This is a genomic window from Streptomyces sp. NPDC091371 (assembly GCF_040684275.1).
In the GTDB taxonomy this organism is placed as follows: Bacteria; Actinomycetota; Actinomycetes; order Streptomycetales; family Streptomycetaceae; genus Streptomyces.
The window spans coordinates 155,419-175,904 of the sequence record NZ_JBFBFP010000010.1 but is presented as its reverse complement, the minus strand read 5'-3'; the positions used below and the strand labels follow the sequence as shown (position 1 = coordinate 175,904).

The 20,486-nt window shown below is 75.3% G+C and carries 16 protein-coding genes; 6 read left to right on the top strand and 10 right to left on the bottom strand.

Annotation, left to right across the window (positions count from 1 at the left end; genetic code table 11):
- Positions 1–7: 7 nt before the first annotated feature.
- The 3 genes from AB0O21_RS14590 to AB0O21_RS14580 are packed head-to-tail and all read right to left on the bottom strand — an operon-like array spanning position 8 to position 4,075.
- Positions 8–2,365 (bottom strand): Rv1355c family protein, encoded by a 2,358-nt coding sequence (locus AB0O21_RS14590; RefSeq protein ID WP_365170902.1) that lies wholly within the window; start codon positions 2,363–2,365, stop codon positions 8–10.
- Between the two features lie 48 nt (positions 2,366–2,413).
- Positions 2,414–3,115 (bottom strand): GNAT family N-acetyltransferase, encoded by a 702-nt coding sequence (locus AB0O21_RS14585; RefSeq protein WP_365170900.1) that lies wholly within the window; start codon positions 3,113–3,115, stop codon positions 2,414–2,416.
- A 57-nt stretch (positions 3,116–3,172) separates the two neighbouring features.
- Positions 3,173–4,075, bottom strand: coding sequence for a helix-turn-helix domain-containing protein (locus AB0O21_RS14580; protein ID WP_365170898.1), 903 nt, complete (start codon positions 4,073–4,075; stop codon positions 3,173–3,175).
- A gap of 101 nt (positions 4,076–4,176) precedes the next feature.
- On the opposite strand from AB0O21_RS14580, the gene AB0O21_RS14575 reads away from it, so the two are divergent.
- Both AB0O21_RS14575 and AB0O21_RS14570 read left to right on the top strand, forming a co-directional pair.
- Positions 4,177–5,097, top strand: a complete 921-nt coding sequence (locus AB0O21_RS14575) for an MBL fold metallo-hydrolase (RefSeq protein ID WP_365170896.1) — start codon at positions 4,177–4,179, stop codon at positions 5,095–5,097.
- Between the two features lie 99 nt (positions 5,098–5,196).
- Complete coding sequence (locus AB0O21_RS14570; protein WP_365170894.1) at positions 5,197–5,898, top strand: response regulator transcription factor; 702 nt, start codon at positions 5,197–5,199, stop codon at positions 5,896–5,898.
- Positions 5,899–5,992: 94 nt separating this feature from the next.
- Here AB0O21_RS14570 and AB0O21_RS14565 read toward each other — a convergent pair whose 3' ends face one another.
- Positions 5,993–7,696 (bottom strand): GAF domain-containing protein, encoded by a 1,704-nt coding sequence (locus tag AB0O21_RS14565; RefSeq protein ID WP_365170892.1) that lies wholly within the window; start codon positions 7,694–7,696, stop codon positions 5,993–5,995.
- A gap of 201 nt (positions 7,697–7,897) precedes the next feature.
- Here AB0O21_RS14565 and AB0O21_RS14560 point away from each other — a divergent pair, with 201 nt between their 5' ends.
- The gene (locus AB0O21_RS14560; protein WP_365170890.1) at positions 7,898–8,899 is read left to right on the top strand and encodes a nitroreductase family protein; all 1,002 of its coding nucleotides are present in this window, start codon (positions 7,898–7,900) and stop codon (positions 8,897–8,899) included.
- 11 nt (positions 8,900–8,910) lie between these two features.
- Here the strand turns inward: AB0O21_RS14560 and AB0O21_RS14555 are convergent, their stop codons facing one another.
- Both AB0O21_RS14555 and AB0O21_RS14550 read right to left on the bottom strand, forming a co-directional pair.
- Positions 8,911–9,732 carry an ABC transporter permease subunit gene (locus AB0O21_RS14555; RefSeq protein WP_365170888.1) on the bottom strand — a complete coding sequence of 274 codons (822 nt, stop codon included), beginning with the start codon at positions 9,730–9,732 and terminating at the stop codon, positions 8,911–8,913.
- Entirely contained in the window at positions 9,729–10,658 is a 930-nt protein-coding gene (locus AB0O21_RS14550) for an ABC transporter ATP-binding protein (protein ID WP_365170886.1), read from the bottom strand. The genes AB0O21_RS14555 and AB0O21_RS14550 overlap by 4 nt, the downstream gene beginning before the upstream one ends.
- Positions 10,659–10,762: 104 nt before the next feature.
- On the opposite strand from AB0O21_RS14550, the gene AB0O21_RS14545 reads away from it, so the two are divergent.
- Complete coding sequence (locus AB0O21_RS14545) at positions 10,763–11,590, top strand: dienelactone hydrolase family protein (protein WP_365170884.1); 828 nt, start codon at positions 10,763–10,765, stop codon at positions 11,588–11,590.
- A gap of 7 nt (positions 11,591–11,597) precedes the next feature.
- Here AB0O21_RS14545 and AB0O21_RS14540 read toward each other — a convergent pair whose 3' ends face one another.
- Both AB0O21_RS14540 and AB0O21_RS14535 read right to left on the bottom strand, forming a co-directional pair.
- Positions 11,598–13,073, bottom strand: a complete 1,476-nt coding sequence (locus tag AB0O21_RS14540; protein WP_365170882.1) for a CehA/McbA family metallohydrolase — start codon at positions 13,071–13,073, stop codon at positions 11,598–11,600.
- On the bottom strand, positions 13,060–14,382 hold the full coding sequence (locus AB0O21_RS14535) for an MFS transporter (protein WP_365170880.1): 1,323 nt from the start codon (positions 14,380–14,382) through the stop codon (positions 13,060–13,062). The genes AB0O21_RS14540 and AB0O21_RS14535 overlap by 14 nt, the downstream gene beginning before the upstream one ends.
- Positions 14,383–14,480: 98 nt before the next feature.
- Between AB0O21_RS14535 and AB0O21_RS14530 the strand changes: the two genes are divergently transcribed.
- Positions 14,481–15,572 (top strand): helix-turn-helix domain-containing protein, encoded by a 1,092-nt coding sequence (locus AB0O21_RS14530; RefSeq protein ID WP_365170878.1) that lies wholly within the window; start codon positions 14,481–14,483, stop codon positions 15,570–15,572.
- Between the two features lie 30 nt (positions 15,573–15,602).
- Here AB0O21_RS14530 and AB0O21_RS14525 read toward each other — a convergent pair whose 3' ends face one another.
- Positions 15,603–16,034, bottom strand: coding sequence for a DUF5990 family protein (locus AB0O21_RS14525; protein WP_365170876.1), 432 nt, complete (start codon positions 16,032–16,034; stop codon positions 15,603–15,605).
- Positions 16,016–18,061: a DNA helicase RecQ gene (gene recQ, locus AB0O21_RS14520; protein WP_365170874.1), complete on the bottom strand. Its 2,046-nt coding sequence runs from the start codon at positions 18,059–18,061 to the stop codon at positions 16,016–16,018. Before recQ ends, AB0O21_RS14525 begins: the two co-directional genes overlap by 19 nt.
- Before the next feature lie 209 nt (positions 18,062–18,270).
- Between recQ and AB0O21_RS14515 the strand changes: the two genes are divergently transcribed.
- A complete protein-coding gene (locus AB0O21_RS14515; RefSeq protein WP_365170872.1) occupies positions 18,271–20,472 on the top strand; it encodes an MMPL family transporter in 2,202 nt (733 codons plus the stop codon).
- Positions 20,473–20,486: the final 14 nt, after the last annotated feature.

Here is a 20,486-nt window from a genome sequence, read left to right as displayed (position 1 = left end):
TCCCCGGTCACGGTGTCGCCCGCCCCGCGTCGGGGGTGTCGAAGCGGAGTACCGCGTCGACGCCCCGGCGCAGGGCGCGGGCCGTGGGCGGTGGCGCGTAGGAGAGCCGGAACAGGAGCAGTTCGGTCTCCTCCGGGCGCTGCGGGACGAGGGCGGACAGACGCTTGCGCAGGGCGTGCAGGGTGGCCGTCTCCGCCGCGTCGAGTCCGGCGCCGTCACCGCGCTCGACACGGGCCAGGAGGTACAGCAGTACGGTGACCGGCTGGAATCCGAGGCCCAGGGAGGTCGCGGTGAGCCAGAGTCGCTGCAGGGCCCTGCCGCCCTCGAAGGAGGCCTCGGGGCCGGTCCCGGCGATGGTCAGGCAGCCGATCGCCGAGGAGGCCGCGACGCCGTCGCGGGCGCCTTCCTCGAAGGCCCGGCCGCCGCCCATCTGCCGGACGAAGGCCAGGTGGGGCCAGTGGCGGGCGAGGGACATGCCCGCGAGGTCGGCGGCGTCCGCTTCGAGCGTGGCGATGTCGATGCCGTCCCGGGTCGCCCGTACCTCCTCGGGGGTCCAGCGCAGCTCGCCCATCATCTCCGCGTGCATGCGGCGGGACAGCATCCGCAGCCGGTCGGCGGCGCCCAGGATCCGTCCCGCCTCCGCCAACTCGGCGCGGTCGGTGAGCAGGTGCAGGCGTGCGCCGCTGTCGGCCGCACAGCTCGTCAGGGTCTGCCGGTGGACTGCGTCCAGGGGACGGGCGGGGCCGGCCCGGCGGTTGGTGGCACGCCGTTCGATCCAGTCGACGAGTGCGGGGCGCGGTGTGTGCGGGGCCCCGGAGAAGGTCAGCTCGCAGACGAGTGCGGGGTCGGCCGGATCGGGGAAGGGGCGCGCGTGGCAGGCCCAGCCCGCGGCCCGGGCCGCGAGGTCGATGTTCTCGACGGCCGCTCCGATCGCGAGCCGGGTGGCGGCGCCCTCGAAGTCGAGCAGCGTCGCCGGCTGGGTCTCGTCGACCCGGCAGTGCAGCACGGGGCCGCGCGCGACGAACGTCCAGGGCTGGACGTTCCCGCCGGAGGGGGCCTGGATCCCGTACGCGACGAGGCGGCGGACGCCCTCCTCGCCGAGGACCCCACCGGGGCCGGGCAGCAGGAGCGGCGGGGCGGGGGCCAGCGCGGCGGGTGCTCGTACCGGGCTCGCGGCGGTCGGCGGCACGGCGGTCGGCGGCACGGCGGGCTCCGGGGCTGCCTGGGCCCGGACCGGGGCCTGGGCGCCGTCCCGTATGAGTTCCGCCGGGTCCACGAAGAAGCGTCCGGAGGCGGTGAACTGCCCGAGCAGGACCCGCCGGGCGGTGTCGGTGACCACGGCGGCGCCCAGCGCCACCCCCGAGGCGAGCTGGGGCCAGGAGGAGAGGGTGTGCCCGATCTCCATCAGCGAGGGGGCCATCCGTTCCGAGAGGTTCTCCGGGCCGAGGATCCGCAGGACGTGGGGAACCTTGTCGCGGACCGGAAGCCCCTTGAGGTCGGCGGCCGCGACGCCGTCGATCAGGCCGTGCAGCAGGGGCCGGTCCGGTTCGAGGTCGAAGCGCTCCACGTCCAGCATGCCGCGCTCGTTGGTCTCCATGAGCACCGCGATGCCGTGCGCCCGGGCGCGTTCGCGCGCGAAGACCTTGATGTACAGGTCGTCGCACTCCTCGATGAACAGGTCGGCGCGGCCGCCGCCGGTGAGGAACCCGTCGACGTTGTCCTCGGTCAGGCCCTCGGGCCAGACCTCTATGTCGAGGTAGGGGTCCATCTCGTACATCTGCCGTGCGGCGATGACCACTTTGGGCAGTCCGATGTCGGTGACCGAGGCCCGCAGGCGGTTCAGGTTCGAGAGGGACAGCCGGTCGAAGTCCGCGAGCCGGAAGCGGCTGCCGACCCCTTCCTGGGCGAGGGTGAACGCGCTGGCGGCGCCCACCGAGAGGCCGGCCACCGCGATGGTCCTGCCGGTGAGCCCGGCCTGTTCCGCCGCCGTGATCTTGTACTGGTTGCGGGACTGGCGCAACTCTCGGTACTCGGGCCCGGGCAGGACGTGGACGAGCCGCCGCGACCACGGGTACCAGGCCCAGGTCCCGTACTCCAGGGGCGGCCGCCCGTCGAGGTGGTCTTCCACCGCCGCGGCCAGTTCCTGCGGGCTCGGGCGCCAGGCGGGGCGGCGGGCGGTGAGCAGCTCCGCAAGCTGTTCGGTCAGGGTGTCCCCCACCGCCGACGCCCCACCGCGGTCCAGGATGCCGGTCAGCTCCGCCCGTTGCCGGGGGTCGGCCGCGTCGAACAGCCCCGGACGCCACGGCTCCGCGTCGTCGGCCGTCGTCGTCCGGGTGGCGGAGGTGATGTGCGCTTCCAGACTCATCGTGCACCTTCGGCTGTCGTGGTCGGGGAACGGGGGCGTCGGACCGGGTCAGGGTTCCGGCGTGAGCTGCGCGGGCTCGAACAGCCGCAGTCCGAGCTCGTCGGCGCAGACGCGCAGCCGCTGCTCGGGGATGCGCCGGGGCGTGGTCCGCAGCCCTTGGCCCAGCGCGCGCAGTGCCCGGGCCAGCCGCTCTTCCCGGTGGTGGAAGGCCTCGATGCGGTCGAGGGAGTAGTACGAGGTCACGCCCGGCAACGGCGCGTCGGCCAGGGGGTGTTCCCACCGCCAGCGGTAGCCGCAGCGCTCGTACGTCCCGGTCAGGCGGGCCGAGCAGCTGCCGAGGATCGCCGTGGCACCGAGGGATTCGGCGGCGGCCACGCCGGCGACCACGAGCACGGTGACGAGGTGGCGCCCCTTCCAGTGCGGCGCCACCCATGCGCCGGAGAGTTCCGCCACCGCCTCTCCGCGGGCGCGGGCGGCGGCCACGGCGGAGGCGACCTGCGGACTGCGGAGGTGGATCTCGGAGGGCAACTCCCCAGAGACGCCGTGGTGGATGCGCACTCCGCCCGCCGGCCGGCCGTCGTCGTCGACGGCCGCCACGCAGCTGAGCGCATCGGCGCCGACGCGCGGGTCGCCCTTGCCGAACCGCACCATCACCTGCTGGCCGAGCCGGCCGTACGCCTTCTCCTGCTCGGCGAGGAACTCCTGGTAGAAGGGGTCGCCCAAGTCGACACCGAACAGCTCGAGGTGCATGCCCCCGCCCCCTCCCCCGTCCGCCGCGCGAAGGGCGGCACGCGGCGCGAGCCGACTCTACCGGCCCGGTCCCGCGGCCACCGCGGCTCCCCCGCCTTCGGCGTCCGCGGTGGCGCCGGCCGTGGCCTGCGCCAGCAGCCGGAGCGCCGTGCGCGCCTCCGAGCCGTCGGGGGCGGTCGCCACGATCAGGGTCTGGTCGTCGCTGATCCTCAGCCCCTGCTGGGTCACCGTCAGCACGCCGACCAGCGGATGCCGCATCCGGTGTTCGGCGACGGTGCACTGCCGGACCCGGTGGTCGGCCCACATCGACGCGAACTCGGGGCTGCGCATGCTGAGTTCGCCGACGAGGGCGGCGAGCAGCGCGTCCCCGGGGTGGCGGCCCGCCGCGTGGCGCAGGCTGGCCACGACGGCCCGGGCCTTGTCCTCCCAGGTGGCGTACAGGTCCCGGGTGTGGGCGTCGAGGAACATCAGCGAGGCCATGTTCGGGCGGTCGGCGGGCCGGTCCGGTGCGTGCGGGTCCAGGTGGCCGGCGATCAGGGCGTGGCCCAGCGGGTTCCAGGCCAGGATGTCGGTGCGCCGGCCGGTGACGACGGCCGGCACGTCGGGCATCGAGTCCAGCAGCGTACGGGTCGCCGGGTCCAGCCTCTCCGGCGGCGGACGTCGGGCCGGCCGGCGCCGCACCGCGGCCCCCGCGAGGTCGTGCAGGTGCCGGCGCTCGACCTCGTCCAGCCTCAGCGCGCCGGCGATCGCGTCCAGCACCTCCGGGGACGCGTTGTGCGCGTGGCCCTGTTCCAGCCGGGCGTAGTAGGAGGCGCTGACCCCGGCGAGCAGGGCCAGTTCCTCACGGCGCAGGCCCTGGACGCGGCGCCGTTCGCCGTAGGTGTCGAGGCCGATGTCCGCGGGCCGCAGCCGGGAGCGGCGGGCCTGCAGGAACGCGCCGAGGGAGGTCTGTCCGTCCATGCGCCCCAGTATCCGGGGGACCCAAGCCCGTTGCCTCTCCCTGCCGGGGATAGGCAGCGGAGGGTGTGGCTGCCGGCCGCGGGCCCGCCGAGGGTGGGGCCATGGACACCATCGAGTTGGGCAATGTCACCGTGAGCCGGGTCCGCGAGTACTACGGACCCCTCGGGCTCACCCCCCACGGCTTCATCCCCGAGAGCAGCGAGAACGTCTGGGAGGAGCAATCCTCCTGGCTGCGGCCGGAGTTCGTCGACGGCGAGCCGCCCGTCGCCAACGCGGCGCTGCAGACCTGGGTGTTGCGCAGCGAGGGCCGCACCATCCTGATCGACACCGGCGGCGGCAACCACAAGCCGCGTCCCGGCATGCCCTGGGACCAGCAGGACACCGACTTCCTGGGCAACCTCGCCCGGGCCGGCGTACGGCCCGAGGACGTGGACCTCGTCGTCAACACCCATCTCCACTCGGACCACGTGGGCTGGAACACCCGCCTGGACGGCGAGGACTGGGTGCCCGCCTTCCCCAACGCCACCTACCTGATCCACCGCGACGACTTCGACTTCTGGAACCCGGCGAACGGGCACGCCTCCGTCCTCGGCGACGGCAACGCCCACGCCTTCGAGGACAGCGTGGCCCCCGTCCACGCGGCGGGCCGGACCCTGCTGTGGGAGGGGAACAGCCACCGGATCGACGCGAACCTGACGCTGGACCTGGCCGCCGGCCACACGCCCGGGTCCTCCGTGGTCACGCTCGTCTCGGGCACCGACCGGGCGGTGTTCGTCGGAGACCTGCTGCACAGTCCGGTGCAGATCCTGGAACCGGACGCGAACAGCTGCTTCTGCGAGGACGCGGCACAGGCGCGGGCCGCGCGGCGCCGGCTGCTCGGCTGGGCCGCCGACCAGGGCGGGCTGCTGGTTCCGGCGCACTTCGGCGGCCACGGCGCCGCCGAGGTGGTCCGGGCCGGCGACGGCTTCGCCCTCAAGGGCTGGGCTCCGTTCACCGCGTACGCGCCGGGTGACGAGGGCTGACGCCGGGGCATCCGGGAGCGGGCCGGAAGTGCGCCTCCCGGGAGCGGGCCCGGAGGTGCGTCTTCCGGGCCGCCCCGCCTCCCTGGGACAATGGGCCACGTGTCCGGCAGCGCGGCGTCAGCGCAGCTCCCCGTCAGGGTGTTCCTCCTGGACGACCACGAGGTCGTCCGCCGCGGCCTGCGCGACCTGCTGGACGCCGAGCCGGACATCGAGGTCGTCGGCGAGGCCTCCACGGCCGCGGAGGCGCTGGCCCGGGGCCCCGCGGTGCGCCCGGACGTGGCCGTACTCGACGTACGGCTGCCCGACGGCGACGGGATCACCGTCTGCCGCGAGCTGCGCTCGCGCATGCCGGGGCTGGCCTGCCTGATGCTGACCTCGTTCGACGACGAGGACGCGCTGCTCGACGCGGTCATGGCCGGGGCGGCGGGGTACGTCCTCAAGCAGATCAAGGGCTCCGACCTGGTCTCGGCGGTACGGGCGGTCGCCTCGGGCCAGTCGATGCTGGACCCGGCGACGACCGCCCGCCTCATGCGTGCGCTGCGGGCCCCCGAGCCCACGGAGCCGGCGCAGGACGGGCGGCTCTCCGCCCTCTCCGAGGGGGAGCGCGCCGTGCTCGACCTGATCGGCGAGGGCCTCACGAACGCGCGGATCGCCGAGCGGCTCTACCTGTCCGAGAAGACCGTCAAGAACCGCGTCTCCCGGCTGCTCGGCAAGCTGGGTGTGGAGCGCCGGGTCCAGGCGGCCGTCATCGCCGCCCAGGTCCACGAACACGACGAGGACCGGGCCCGGGGCAGGCGCTGATCCGCGGCCGGTGCCGTACCGGACGGCCGGACAGCCCGGGCGCGCGGGCCAAGGCGGGATCGGGCCCGGCCATGATCCCCCGGACACCCCCGGGTCAGCCGGAACGGACCGGCAGCGGGATCCGCCACTCCAGCGTGGTGCCCCGCCCGTCGGGGCCGCCGGCCGACAGCACCAGCTCACCGCCCAGCCTCCGGGCCCGCTCCGCGATGTTGCGCAGGCCGCTGCGGCGCCCGCCGGCGGGGATCCCGCCCCCGTCGTCGCCGACCGACACCGTCAGGACGCCCTCGGCGACCACGAGCGAGACCTCCGCCCGGCCGGCCCCCGCGTGGCGGGCGACGTTGGCCAGGGCCTCCCCGATGACGGCGAGGGCCTCGTCCGCGACCGGCGGCGGTACGTCGGTGTCGAGCAGGCCTTCCATCCGCAGGGCCGGCGCGAAGCCGAGGGCCGCGGCGGCCTCCTCGACGGCCTGGACGGCGCGCAGCCGCAGCTTCGGCACCGTCCCGGGCACCTCGTGCTCGCGGAGTCCGAAGATCGCCGAGCGGATGATCTTGATGGTGGCGTCCAGATCGTCGATCGCCCGCGCGAGCCGCTCCGCGGCCTGCGGGTGCTCGACGAAGCGCTGGGCGCTCTGCAGCGTCATCCCGGTGGCGAAGATCCGCTGGATCGCCAGGTCGTGCAGGTCGCGGGCGATCCGGTCGTGGTCCTCCAGCAGGCTCATCTGCTCGGCGTCCCGGCGCCGGTCGGCGAGCTCCAGGGCCAGGGCGATCTGGCCCGCGAAGGCGGGGAGGGCGGCGACCCCGGCGCCCGTGAAGGCCGCGCGGCCGCGGCGGCGGGCCAGCATCAGGACGCCGCTCAGCCGCTCCCTGGTGCCGACCGTGACGGCGACGGCCGGGCCGAAGCCCTGCCAGCGCTCCGGCTGCACCGTGACCCGGTCGTCGCTCTCGACGTCCGCGACGGTGACCAGGCCGTCCCCGGCCAGGGCGGCGGCCGCCAGGGTGCCCTCGGGGCTGGGCAGCACGATCCCCCGGTGGGCTTCGGCGCCCTCGCCCAGGGCCAGCGAGCCGCGCAGCTCGCCGCCCGGCCCGACGAGGTAGAAGACGCCGATGTCGGCGCCGGTGATGTCCCCGGCCCGTTCCAGCATCCCTTCCAGCACCTGGCTCTCGGGGGAACCGGAGAGCAGCGCGCTCGTGCACTCGGAGCTGGCGGCCAGCCAGCGTTCCCGGATCCGCACCTCCTCGAAGAGGCGGGCGTTCTCGATGGCGATGCCGGCCGCCACCGCCAGGGTCGACAGGACCGCCTCGTCCTCCTCGTCGAAGTCCGCTCCGCCGCGCTTCTCGGTGAGGTAGAGGTTGCCGAACACCTCCTCGCGGACGCGGACGGGGACGCCGAGGAAGGAGTGCATCGGCGGGTGGTGGGGCGGGAAGCCGTACGAGGCCGGGTGCTCGGCCAGCTCGGAGAGCCGGAGCGGCTCGGGGTGGCGGATGAGCTCGCCGAGGATGCCGTGCCCGGACGGCAGCTCCCCGATCCGCGCCCGCAGCTCGTCGCTGATGCCGACGGGCAGGAACTCGGCGAGCCTCCGGTCGTCGCCGATCACGCCCAGGGCGCCGTACTCCGCGTCCACCAGGACCACGGCGGCTTCGACGATGCCCCGCAGGACCTGGGGGAGGTCGAGCTCACGGCCGACCGACAGCACCGCTTCGAGGAGCCCGTTCAGCCGGTCCCTGGTGCCGCGCACCTCGTCGATGCGGACCTGGAGCTCGTCGAGCAGCTCGTCCAGCCGCAGCCGCGGAACTCCCATGCACACCTCCGGCCGCACGCGGCGTGACGTCTGCTCTGCCCGCTCTTCACGGTAGTCGCCCCTCCCCGCCGCGCGCCGTACGGGGCGGGGGCCGATCGGCCCCATCCGGGGCCCGTTCGGCCCTCGCCGGGCAGGGCTCCGTGGCGCGAGGCTCGGTACTGGGGAAGCCGAAGCCGCAGCCCGAGCAAGGAGACGTACGCCATGACCACCATCCCGCTCCCGGACATCGCGTGCGTCACCCGCCTCGTCGAGGACGCCGCGGCCGCGCCGTCCATGCACAACGCCCAGCCGTGGCGCTTCGTCCACCGCGCCGGCTCCGGGGTCGTCGAGCTCCACGGGGATCCCCGCCGGGCCCTGCCGCACGCCGACCCGGACCTGCGGGCCCTCCACCTGGGATGCGGCGCCGCGCTGTTCAACCTGCGGGTGTCCGCCGCGCGGGCGGGCCGGGAAGCCGTCGTGCGGGCGCTGCCGGACGCCCGCGACCCGTGGTTCCTCGCGGAGGTCCGGCTCCGGGAGCCCGCGGCCGCCCCCGGCACCGACGAGGAGCTCGCCGCCCTGTATCCCGCCCTGCGGCGCCGGCACACCAGCCGCTTCCCGTTCCGGGACGAGGAGATACCGCCCGCGCTGCTCGACGCCCTCCGGTCCGCCGCCCTCCTCGAGGGCTGCCGGCTGGTGGTCCCGGACGCCTGGCACACCGACACGCTGCTCGGCCTGGTCCACGACTCCGAGCAGCGGGAGGACGCGGACCCCGCGGTGCGGGCGGAGACCGCGGCGTGGCTCCGTACGGTCGCACCGGACGAGGAGCCCCGCTCCGACGGGATCCCCGCGGCGGCGTTCGGCCCGGCGGCGGCCGGTCCGGGGGCGACCGTCCGCGACTTCGGCCGGGCGCGGCCGGTGCCGGGCCGGGCCCGGGCGGCCTTCGAAAGCCGGCCGCACATCGCGCTGCTGGGCACCCTCGGCGACACCCGTGGGGACTGGCTGCGGGCGGGGCAGGCCCTGGAGCGGATCCTGCTCCAGGCCACCGCCGACGGCCTGGCCACCTCCATGACCTCGCAGCCCCTCGAATGGCCCGAGCTCCGCTGGACGGCACGCGACCCGCTCGCCGGGATGGGCCACGTGCAGATGGTCATCCGGCTCGGCTACGGCCCCCAGGGAACCGCGACGCCCCGCCGCCCGGTCTCCGACGTGCTCGAAGTCCTCTGACGCCCGCCCTCCTACGGCGCGAGGTCCCGCCGCAGCAGCAGTGCGTGTCCCCACGCCAGCCCCAGCACGCCCACCGCGGCGAGGACGCCGAACTGCGGCCACAGCACCTGGCCCCCGGCCAGCGCGTCGCCCGGCGTGTAGTAGTGGAACGGGCTGACGTACCTCAGCGGAGCCGCCGGCGACCAGGCCAGGGCGATGAAGTTCACGGCGAAGCCCACGGCCCCGATCGCGATGGTCACGCCGACCACCTGGGCGCGCCGGCGCCCCCAGGCCGAGACGGCCAGCGCCGGGCCGGCCACGCACAGCGCGAAGCCGCAGCCCATCACCCCGGCGGCGAGGACACCGCTCAGGGGGACGGCCCGGTGGATGTCCGGGGACAGCCAGACGCCCGCCGCCACCGTCAGCGTGGCCGCCGCGTTCAGGGCGAGGACCGCGATCCCCAGGGCAGCCGCCCGCTCGGCCAGCAGCCGGCTGCGGGTCACCGGGCGCACCATCACCAGCTCGATCGTGCCGGACTCCACGTCGGCGGCCACCGCGGCCGCGGCCAGCGAGCCGATGGCGGTCAGCTGCATGGCGATCCAGAACGGGTGGACCAGCCCCGCCCCGAGCAGTCCGGGGTAGCTGGCGATCGACACCTCGCCGCCGGAGCCGCTGAACGCCCGGTACGCCGACGGCGGCCCCTTGCCGCCCGCCGAGAACAGCTGCCCGGGCGCGATGGTGTTCGCCACCACCACGATGAGCGCCTCGAAGACGGCCATCCCCACCACGAGGGCGATCAGCATCCGCCGGCGCCGGCGCAGCGCCAGCCAGAGCAGCGGCCACCGGGTCCTCACGGCTCCGCCGCCCCTCCGGCCCGCCGCCCGTTCCGGTAGAGGTCCAGGAAGGCCTCGTCCAGTCCGGCCTCCTGCACGGTGACGTCGGCGACCCCCGTGGCCAGCAGGCCGCGCAGCGCCCCCACCACCTCGCTCGGGGGTACGAGCAGCTCCACCCGGTCCCCGTCCCAGCGCGGGGCCCACTGCTCCGCCCGCCCCAGGGGACGCGGGCCCTTCCCGTCGGCGAAGTGCAGGCGGATCCGCCGCGCCCGCGCCTCCCGGAGGGCGGCCACGCTCTCCACGGTCACCAGCCGCCCCTCCCGGACGATCGCCACCCGCCCGCAGGCCCGCTGCACTTCGGGGAGTACGTGGCTGGACAGCAGCACGGTCCGTCCGCCGGCCGCCGCCTCCTCCATCAGCTCGAAGAACGTCTCCTGCACGAGCGGGTCCAGCCCCTCCGTCGGCTCGTCCAGGACGGCCAGCCGGGGATCGTGCTGGAGCGCCTGCACCAGCCCCAGCTTCTGTTTCATGCCCCGGGAGTACCCGCCCACCGTGCGCCGCAGGACCGGGCCGGTCAGCCCCAGCCGGTCGCAGAGCTCGCCGCGGAGCGGGGCGGGGCCGCCCTGGAGGGAGCACAGCAGGTCGAGGGTTTCCGCCCCGGTGAGTTCCGGGTAGAGCCGCAGTTCGCCCGGGAGGTACCCGAGCGCCCCGGCGAGCCGGCGGTGGTCGCCGACGGGATCGAGGCCGAGCACCCGGACCCGTCCCGCCGTGGGCCGCAGCAGCCCGGTCAGGCAGCGCAGCGTGGTGGTCTTGCCCGCCCCGTTGGGGCCGAGGAAGCCGAACACCTCGCCCTCGTCCACCGTCAGGCTCAGCGCCTCGATCCCGACGACGGGCCCGTACGTCTTGGTCAGGCCGCCGAGCTCGATCGCGTGCGCGTTCACCCGCATGCCTCCAGTCTCCGCCCGCCCACCGGAGGACGCGTGCGAGACTCCCCCGGGGCCGGCGAGGACCTGCCGGCCCGATCCGGTGTGCGGAGGGGATGAGAAGGCTCATGGCGGACCACGACCTGGCCGGGTACGAGCGGAGCACGTTCACGTACGAGGGCACCGAACGCCGGATCCTGCGGCGCGGCACCGGCCCCGCCGTGATCGTGTTGGCCGAGATCCCGGGCATCACGCCGAAGGTGCTGGAGTTCGCGGACCGGGTCGCGGCGATCGGCTGCACGGTCGTGCTCCCCGTGCTGTTCGGCGAGCCCGGCCGCGACCCCCGTCCCGAGGCGCACGGCCCGTTGAAGGCCGCCGGTTACGCGGCCTCGTCGATGCTGAAGGTGTGCGTGAGCCGGGAGTTCACGCTGCTGGCCACGGGCCGCAGCTCCCGGGTCGTGTCCTGGCTGCGCGCCCTGGCCGCGCACGAGCACGAGCGGTGCGGCGGCCCGGGCGTCGGAGCGGTCGGCATGTGCCTGACCGGGGGCTTCGCCCTGGCCATGGCCACCGACCCCCGGCTGCTCGCCCCGGTGCTGTCCCAGCCGTCGCTGCCGGTGGCCGTCTCGTCGGGCCGTGCACGGACGATCGACATCAGCCCCGCTGAGCTCGCCGTCGTACGGGGGCGGTGCGAGCGGGAGGGGCTGAAGGTGATGGGACTGCGGTTCAAGGGCGACCGGTTCGTGCCCGGGGGCCGGTTCGCGTTCCTGCGGCGCGAGCTCGGCGACGCCTTCGTCGGCGTCGAGCTGGAGGACGGGGCCGCCAACCCCGAGGGTGTGCTGCCCCCGCACTCCGTACTGACCGAGCACCTGGTCGACGCCCCGGGCGAACTTACCCGGGCGGCGCTGGACCAGGTGCTCGACCTGTTCCGCACGCGGCTCCTCGACAACGCCCGCTGACGTACCGTCAGCAGTCGAGCCAGATCGGGTTGGTGAACGCCGCGGGCGGACCCGGCAGCGGCGGCGCCTGGGCCGGGCGGCGGACCTCCGCGCGGACGTACGCGGCGCGCGCGGGCGTCGTACGCCACTCCAGGGAGGTCGCCCCCGGCGCGGTGAACGCGAGGCCCTGGTCCGTGACCAGCCGCAGGTCGCAGCCCTCCGCGCCGGTCACCGACAGCCGCACGAGGACCTCCGTGGCCGGGTCGGCGACCCGCAGCCGCTCCCCGATGCCCGCGTGGGCCCCGCGCGGGGTGACGGCGGTGAAGTCGAGGGAGACGGCGGAGGATTCCGCGGCGTAGGCGCGGCCCGCGCGCAGGCCCGCCAGGATCGCCGGGCGCGACAGGTCGTCGGCGAGGACGACGGTCTGCGGGCTGCCGACGCGGTCCGGGTCGCGGTGGTAGTCGCTGTGCGCGAGGGCCGGCAGCCAGCGGTCGCTGCGGGCTCCGCGCAGGGTGGCGTCCCAGGAGGCCAGGGACACCTCGTCGTCGGGGGTCCAGGCGCCGTTCCACACCTCCACGACGTCGGCCTCGCCGAAGCCGAACTTCCAGGCGCAGCCGATGCAGGTGGCGTGCGGGTGGGCGGGTACGACGAGCCCGCCCGCCTGCCGGACGGCCCGGGCGAAGCGTTCGAAGCGGCCGTCGCGGGAGCGGTAGCGCCAGTCGACGAACGTCCCCGGGTCGGTGCCGACGGCCAGGACGTGGCCGGTGCGGGTGGTGACCTCCTCCCCCGTGAGGACGAGCAGGCCCTGCTCCGCGGCGCCCGTCCAGGCGGTGTGGGAGCTGTGGGTGTTGTGTTCGGAGGTGTTGATGAAGTCCAGGCCCGCGGCGCGGGCGAGCCCGGCGATCTCGGCCGGGGTGCGGCGGCCGTCGGAGTGCACGGAGTGCACGTGGCAGTCCCCGCGGTACCAGGCGCGGCCGCGGCCCGGGATCCGCTCGGGCGGGTAGGTGACGGGCGCGGGGGCCGCCGGTGCGCCGTGGGTGAGGACCGCGGTGATCTCGTACGGCAGGCCCTGCGGGGCCACGGTGTAGGGGCCGAGCGCGATGTGCCAGCGGCCGGGCTCCAGCGGGCCGGGGAGGTAGCCGGGGGTGGCGTCGTCGGCGCGGAGGAAGAACTCGCCCCGGGCGCCGCCGGACCAGCCGCGGAAGCCGCGGCCGCCGAGCGCGGTGCCGCGCTGGTCGAACAGGCCGATGTCGAGGGCGTTGCCCGGGGTGCCGGGCGGGGTGGGCGGCTTGTCGTAGCGGTACGAGACGCGTAACTCCCGTACGCCCGGGGGAACGTCCAGCGGGACGTACACGAAGTCCGGGGCGCCGGGCGGGATCGTGCCGCGCAGGGTCGTGGTGGTGGTCGGCTCCGTGCCCGCGGCCGCGGCCGCGACGGAGGGGGTGGCGGCGACGGAGGCGGCCGCGGTTGCCTGTGCCAGCAGTGCTCGTCTACTGAGGGCCATGGGCCGAGCATCGCCGGGCAAGGTGAATCCGGCGTGAACGCCGCTGCGCCCGGGCGCCGCCGGTGCCGCCGCTCTTCTCGGTGGCGACGGCCGAGGCGGAGACGAGCGTCGCGGCGGCGAGGCCGCCCCAGAGGGCGGCCGGACCGTGGGGGGCGAGAGCGGTGATGACCGCCGGGGAGACGGCGAGGCCGAAGCCCGAGGACAGTTCGAAGCGGGCGAGGGTGCGCCCCAGGACCCGGGCGGGGGCGAGGGCCGTGACGAGCGCCGTCGCACTGCCGGCGTAGATGATCTCGCCGAGGGTGCAGACCACGGACACGGCGGCGACGGCCGGGGCGCCCCAGCCGGGTACCAGGGAAGTGGCCGCGAGGAAGCCGAGGTAGGACGCCGCGAGCACCACTCCGCCGAGGGCGAGCACGGTCCGCCGGGAGAACCGGGACATCAGGAGGGTCACCGGAACCTGCAGGGTGACCACCAGCACCGTGTTGGCCACGAAGATCGCCGCAGACCAGACCGGGGAAGCGTGCAGCTGTGTCACCAGGACCAGGGGGAGCGCGATCTCGGGGACGTTGAGGCAGAAGACGTAGACCACGTTGGCGGCCAGCAGCGCGCGCATCCTCGGGGCGGGCTTGTCGTCGCCGGACTCGGCCGGGACAGCGGCCGGCCGGGCGCGGAGCCGCACCGACCACACCAGGACCGCCGCGGTGAGGTAGGCGAGCCCCGTGACGGCCGCAAGCGCCTGCAAGGCGGTGGCGCCGCCCGCCAGGCACACGGTGGCGAGCAGCGCGCCCACGCCCAGGCCGGCGTTGCGCAGGGCGCGGCCCGCCGCCAGGGCGACGTCGCGTTCCCGGCCGTGTGCGACGGTGGCCACGAGGGCCGCGTGGGCGGCCGGCCACGCCTGGTTGCCGATGCCGAGGAACAGCGCCGACGCCGCGAACAGCCAGACGTGCCCCGCCGGAGTGGCCAGCAGCAGCGCCACGCCCGCCACCCGGACCAGCATCGATGCCGCCACGACCGTGCTGCGCGCGCCCCGGTCCAGCCAGCTGCCCACGGCGGGCATGCACGCCAGGCCCACGACGACGCCGACCGTCATGGCGATGCCCGTGACCGGGGCGGACAGCCGGAGCACCAGCACCCCGTAGAGCAGCAGGAAGGGCCGCAGCAGACCGGTGCCGAGCGCGTCCACGGCCAGGGCGACGGCATAGCGGGGGCCGCCGGAGGCGCGGACGAGGGCGCGGGGCCGGATCGTACGGGTGCGGGTGCGGGTGCCGGTGCGGGTGTCGGTGCCGGTGCGGGTGTCGGTGTGTGCCATGGCCCTCACGGTGGGCCCGGCCGCCGGGCGGGCCCCGCCGGTTGACGGAGACCGTCAATCCACGCCGTCGCCGGCCCCCCGATCGGTGATGATGAGGGGTGACGTTGAGGATCGACATCAGCGGACTGCCGTCCGAGCGCCTGCGGTTCGCCGCCTCCCCGCTGGCCGAGCTGACCGCGATGCTGCACGTCCTCGCCGAACCCGGACACCATCCGCAGCGGGCCGGCTGGGCCGCGGACGTCCGGGCCGGGCTGCGGCCGGAGCTGGCCGAGCGGTTGCGGGAGGCCGAGTTCCTCTGGCGCTCCTCACAGGCCGACTTCCTGATCCCGGCCCGGCCCCGGCCCACCCTGGCCGAGGAGTTGGACGACGTGGACCGGATCGACGACGCCCGGTACGTCACCGCCGCGCTCGTCACCACGTGCGGCGGCGCCCCGGCCCGCCTCGCCTCGCCGTCGCCGCTCACCGACGCCCGCGTGCGCGAGCGGGCCCTGCACCTGGCCAGGGCCCGCGGCCCGCGCCAAGAGGCCTTCGCGGAACGGCTGCTCGCGGACCCGGCCGCGGTGCGGGCGCGGGTACGGCACACGCTCGAACAGTGCGCCGGGGCCTTCTTCGACGCCGCCTGGTCGGAGATCGCCGCGCGGCTCGCCGCCGACCTGCGCCTGAAGCACGACCTGTTGAAGCGCCAGGGCATCGGCGCGGCCCTCGCATCGGTCTCCGCGGCGGTCACCCTGTCCCCGGACGGCGACTGCATCGTCGTGGACAAGCTGCAGGACAAGGCGACCTCCGCCCGCGGCACCGGGGTCACCTTCATCCCCAGCGCCTTCGGCCGCCCCCACCTGGTGGCGGTCCACGCGCCCGGGTGGCAGCCCGTGGTGCAGTACCCCGTGCCCGAGCCGAGCCCGTCGGAGCCGGAGCCGGTGTCCCTGGAAACGGTCACGCTACGGCTGGAGGCGCTCGCCCATCCGGTGCGCCTGCGGCTGCTGCGCACCCTGGCCCGCGGCCCGCACACCACCCGCGAGCTGGCCCACACCTGGGAACTCTCGCCCCCGGAGGTCTCCCGCCACCTCGCGGTACTGCGCCGCTCGGGCCTGCTCACGGCGCGGCGGCAGGGCCGCTACGTCCGCTACGCCCTCAACCTGCCCGACCTGACGGCGCTGGGCCCCGACCTGCTGGCCGCCGTACTGCGCTGAGCCTCGGCTCCCCCTTGCGGCGCGGCGCGGTCAGCTCCAGGTGACGGCGGGCGGGCGCACCCTGGCGCACACCGGCATGCCGCAGGAGTCCGTCAGCCCGAGTTCCGCTTCGGCGCTGCCCCGCCCGACGGCATCCGCGGGGAGGTCGTCGAGCATCAGCTTGGCCCGCCGGAACATCGTGAACGCGCCGCCGGGCGGCTGCTCGCCCCACGTCAGGTAGAGGAACCGCTCGCCGCGCCGCCCGTGCACGTGGGGTCCGCGGAAGTCCCGGGTGCCGTCGGGCGCGGCGACCGCCTCCACCGTGAACTCCCAGACCGCCTCCGCCGCGTCCGCGGGCACGGCCCCTTCGGGCTCCCGCCCGCGCTGCACGGCGACGTGGACGTCCCGGTACCCGCCGCAGTCACGCCCCGGCAGGTCGCGGCCGACGACCCGGAGCGCGAGGGCTACTCCCAGTCGTCCCACGGCGGGTCCATCTCGTCCAGGTCGAACGGCGGCTCCTCGTCGTACGGCGCCGCGGAACGGGCCGCCGCCGCCCCCGCCTGCGGGGCGGACTCGGCCGGGGGCGCGGAGGCCGGGGCCGGGACCGCGGCCCGGGCCGGGGGCTGCGGCTCGGAGGCGGACTCGGACGCCGAGGCGGACGCGGACTGTGCCAGGGCGTCCAGGACGCCCTCGGCGTACTTGGCCAGCTTGGCCTCGCCGACGCCTCCGATCGTGCCCAGTTCCCCGACCGTTCCCGGCAGCCGCGTCGCGATCTCCCGCAGCGTCGCGTCGTGGAAGACGACGTACGCCGGTACGCCCTGTTCGCGCGCCGTCGCGGCCCGCCAGGCGCGCAGGGCCTCGAAGACCGGTACCGCGGCCGCCGGCAGGTCGGCCGGTACGCGGCCGCCCTTCCCCTTGCGCGCCCCGGACTCCTTCCGAGCGGCGCTCGCCGTCGGCGTCTCCTTGCGCATCGTGACCTTGCGGCGCCCGCCCAGCACCTCGCCGCTGTCGTCGGTCAGCACGAGCGTCCCGAAGTCGCCCTCCACCGCCAGCAGCCGCAGGCCGAGCAGCTGGCGTACGACTCCGCGCCACTCCGCGGTGCTCAGGTCCGCCCCGACCCCGAACACGGAGAGCGCGTCGTGGTCGAACTGGATGACCTTGGCCGTCTTCTTGCCCTGGAGGATGTCGATGACCTGGCCCGCGCCGAACTTCTGGCGCCGTTCCTTGGCCAGCCGCCACACCGTGGACAGCAGCTTCTGCGCCGCGACCGTCGCGTCCCAGGACTCGGGCGGCGTCAGGCAGGTGTCGCAGTTGCCGCACGCCTCGCCCGGCTGGCCGAAGTACGCCAGCAGGCCCACGCGGCGGCAGTCGACCGTCTCACACAGCGCGAGCATGGCGTCGAGGTGCGCGGCCATGGAGCGCCGGTGCGCCTCGTCGCCCTCGGAGCCGTCGATGAGCTTGCGCTGCTGGACCACGTCCTGCAGCCCGTACGCCAGCCAGGCCGTGGCCGGCTCGCCGTCGCGGCCCGCGCGGCCGGTCTCCTGGTAGTAGCCCTCGACGGACTTCGGCAGGTCGAGGTGGGCGACGAAGCGCACGTCGGGCTTGTCGATGCCCATGCCGAAGGCGATCGTGGCGACGACCACGACCCCGTCCTCCCGCAGGAAGCGCGCCTGGTTCGCGGCGCGCGTCCGCGCGTCCATCCCGGCGTGGTACGGCAGGGCGTCGATGCCCTGCTCCACCAGGAAGGCCGCGGTCTTCTCCACCGAGGACCGGGAGAGGCAGTAGACCACCCCTGCGTCCCCGTCGTGCTCGTTCCGGATCAGCTCCAGCAGCTGCTTCTGCGGGTTGTTCTTCGGCACGATGCGGTACTGGATGTTCGGCCGGTCGAAGCTGGCCACGAAGTGCCGGGCGTCCTGGAGACCGAGCCGGGACGCGATCTCGGCGTGGGTGGCGCTGGTGGCCGTCGCGGTCAGCGCGATCCTCGGCACATCGGGCCAGCGCTCGTGCAGCATCGACAGCGCGAGGTAGTCCGGCCGGAAGTCGTGGCCCCACTGGGCGACGCAGTGCGCCTCGTCGATCGCGAAGAGCGACACCTTGCCCCGGTCGAGCAGCCGCTGGGTGCCCTCCGTGCGCAGCCGCTCCGGCGCCAGGTAGAGCAGGTCCAGCTCGCCGGCGAGGAACTGCTGCTCGACGGCCTGGCGCTCGTACGGGTCCTGGGTCGAGTTGAGGAATCCGGCCCGCACGCCGAGGGCGGTCAGCGCGTCCACCTGGTCCTGCATCAGCGCGATGAGCGGCGAGATCACGATGCCCGTGCCTTCTCGCACGAGCGCCGGGATCTGGTAGCAGAGCGACTTTCCGCCGCCGGTCGGCATGAGGACGAGGGCGTCACCGCCGCCGGCCACCTGCTCGATGATCTGCTGCTGCTCACCGCGGAAGGAGTCGTAACCGAAGACGCGGTGGAGCACCCGCAAAGCATCGGAGGTCTCGGGGGACGCGTCGATAAGGCCCATTGGAGAAGCCTAGCGGCACCCGCCGACACACCCGTCCCGTCCGCCACGGGCTGTGGACAAGCGCGGACACGACCCCATGGCGCCTGTCAAGTGACGAATTGCCGGGGCTACGGCCCGGACCCCTCCCCCGGGCACGGTGGAGACCGACCGTCCTGCACCGCGCAGGAACAGCGGACCGCCCTCGGGATCGGCCTGGGATCGGAGGCATCATGTACCCCCGCGCAGGGGTCTTCGTGACCCGCCGCCCCCGGCTCGTGCTCCTCGCAGCGCTCGCTTTCCTGGTGCTCTCGCTCGCGTTCGGCGCGGGAGCGGCCGGCCTGCTGAAGACGCAGGGGTACGACGACCCGCGGTCCGAGTCCAGCCGCGCCGCCCGGGTGGCGGCCGAGCACCTGGGGGCCTCCCCCAACCTGGTCCTCGTCGCGCGGGCCCGCGGCGGCTACGTCGACGACCCGGCGGCCCGGGCCGCGGGCGAGGACCTGGCGAAGCGGCTCGCGGCCCGGCCGCACGTGAGCGCCGTGACCTCGTACTGGGCCGGAGGCGCGGCGGAACTGCGCAGCCGGGACGGACACGCGGCCATGCTCCTCGCGCACGTGGACGGGGAGGGGGAGCGGCTCGGAGCCCGGGTCGAGCGCCTGCGCGACGAGCTGACCGCCCCGGCCGGCCCGACGACGGTCCTGTCCGTGTCCGTGGGAGGGTCCGCGTTGATCGACGCCGAGCTCCAGGAGATCTCGGAGTCCGACCTGAAGCGGGCCGAGTCCGTCGTCCTGCCGGGCACCCTGGTCCTGCTGGTCCTGGTGTTCGGCAGTGTGGTGGCCGCCGCCCTGCCCCTGCTGATCGGGGTCCTGGCCATCGGCGGGACCCTGCTGGTCCTGAGCGTGCTCGGCGCCGTCACCGACGTGTCCGTGTTCGCGCTGAACCTCACCACGGCGCTCGGCCTGGGGCTGGGCATCGACTACGGGCTGCTGGTCGTCTCCCGGTTCCGCGAGGAGCTCGCCGCCGGGTACCGGCCGCGCAACGCCGCCGTACGGACCGTGCGCACCGCCGGCCACACGATCCTCTTCAGCGCGGCGACGGTGTCCGCCGCGCTCGCGACGCTGCTGGTGTTCCCTCCGTACTTCCTGCGCTCCTTCGCCTACGCGGGCATCGCCGTGGTGGCGATCGCGGCGGTGAGCGCCGTGACCGTCCTGCCGGCCCTGCTCACGCTGCTCGGGAAGCGGGTGAACGCGTGGCCCGTGCCGTGGCGCCGCCGGGTGCACGCGGGCTCGCGGTCGCGCTTCTGGGAGGGGCTGGCGCGGATCGTCGTACGCCGCCCGCTGGTCGCGGCGCTGCCGGTGATCGGTCTGCTGGTACTGCTCGCCGGGCCGTTCGCGCACGCCGGTTTCGCCACCCCCGACGACCGGGCGCTGCCGCTGAGCGCGGCCGGCCGGCAGACCGGGGACCTGGTGCGCGCGGAGTTCGACGTGAAGGGCGCCGACGCGCTGGACGTGGTCATGACGGGCCCGGCGTCGCGGCCGGCGCGGGAGGCGTACGCCCGGCGGCTGGCCTCGCTCCCGCAGGTCGCGCAGGTCACCGGGCCCGTCGGCCGGGGTCCGGTCCGGCTCTCGGTGGTGCCGCTGGTCGACGCCCAGTCGCGGGCCGCCCAGCAGCTCGTGCGCCAGGTCCGCGGGATTCCCGCCCCGGCGGGCACCGAGGTCCTCGTCGGCGGTCCGAGCGCGGTACTGGTCGACGCCAAGGCCACGGTGGGCGACCGGCTCCTGCCGGCGCTCGCCGTGATCACCCTCACCACCTTCGTGCTGCTGTTCGGCTTCACGCGCAGCCTGCTGCTGCCGCTGAAGGCCATCGCGCTGAACGCGCTGAGCCTCACGGCGGTCCTCGGGGCCATGGTGTGGATCTTCCAGACGGGCCATCTGAGCGGACTGCTCGGCTTCACCCCCGGCCCGCTCAGCACGACCATGCCGGTCCTGCTGTTCTGCATCCTCTTCGGGCTCTCCGTGGACTACGAGGTGTTCGTCCTCGCGCGCATCAAGGAGGCCCACGACGCCGGGCGGGACGACGCCGCCTCGATCGTCTCGGGCATCGCCCGCACGGGCGGCATCGTCACGACCGCCGGCGCCCTGCTCGCCTTCACCCTGGTGGCCTTCGGCACTTCCCGGGTCTCCCTCCTGCAGTTCTTCGGGATCGGCGCGGCCCTGGGCGTGCTCCTCGACGCCACGCTCGTCCGGGGCGTCCTCGTACCGGCGCTGATGCGCCTGGCGGGCGGCCTGAACTGGTGGGCACCGCGGGCCCTGCGGCGGGAGGCGCCGCGCCCGGCGCCCCGTCCTCCCCCGGGCACCGCCGGGAGGTGCCCGCCGGCCCGCCGCCGGGCCCCGGTCCGCACCCCCCTCTGCACCCGCGCCCCCGCGCGCCGCTGACCTCCGGGGCGCAC

Bases quoted from the DNA above. Each gene is read 5' to 3' on its own strand.
- AB0O21_RS14590 (WP_365170902.1), bottom strand. From the start codon at position 2,365: ATGAGTCTGGAAGCGCACATCACCTCCGCCACCCGGACGACGACGGCC.
- AB0O21_RS14585 (WP_365170900.1), bottom strand. From the start codon at position 3,115: ATGCACCTCGAGCTGTTCGGTGTCGACTTGGGCGACCCCTTCTACCAG.
- AB0O21_RS14580 (WP_365170898.1), bottom strand. From the start codon at position 4,075: ATGGACGGACAGACCTCCCTCGGCGCGTTCCTGCAGGCCCGCCGCTCC.
- AB0O21_RS14575 (WP_365170896.1), top strand. From the start codon at position 4,177: ATGGACACCATCGAGTTGGGCAATGTCACCGTGAGCCGGGTCCGCGAG.
- AB0O21_RS14565 (WP_365170892.1), bottom strand. From the start codon at position 7,696: ATGGGAGTTCCGCGGCTGCGGCTGGACGAGCTGCTCGACGAGCTCCAG.
- AB0O21_RS14560 (WP_365170890.1), top strand. From the start codon at position 7,898: ATGACCACCATCCCGCTCCCGGACATCGCGTGCGTCACCCGCCTCGTC.
- AB0O21_RS14550 (WP_365170886.1), bottom strand. From the start codon at position 10,658: ATGCGGGTGAACGCGCACGCGATCGAGCTCGGCGGCCTGACCAAGACG.
- AB0O21_RS14545 (WP_365170884.1), top strand. From the start codon at position 10,763: ATGGCGGACCACGACCTGGCCGGGTACGAGCGGAGCACGTTCACGTAC.
- AB0O21_RS14540 (WP_365170882.1), bottom strand. From the start codon at position 13,073: ATGGCCCTCAGTAGACGAGCACTGCTGGCACAGGCAACCGCGGCCGCC.
- AB0O21_RS14535 (WP_365170880.1), bottom strand. From the start codon at position 14,382: ATGGCACACACCGACACCCGCACCGGCACCGACACCCGCACCGGCACC.
- recQ (WP_365170874.1), bottom strand. From the start codon at position 18,061: ATGGGCCTTATCGACGCGTCCCCCGAGACCTCCGATGCTTTGCGGGTG.
- AB0O21_RS14515 (WP_365170872.1), top strand. From the start codon at position 18,271: ATGTACCCCCGCGCAGGGGTCTTCGTGACCCGCCGCCCCCGGCTCGTG.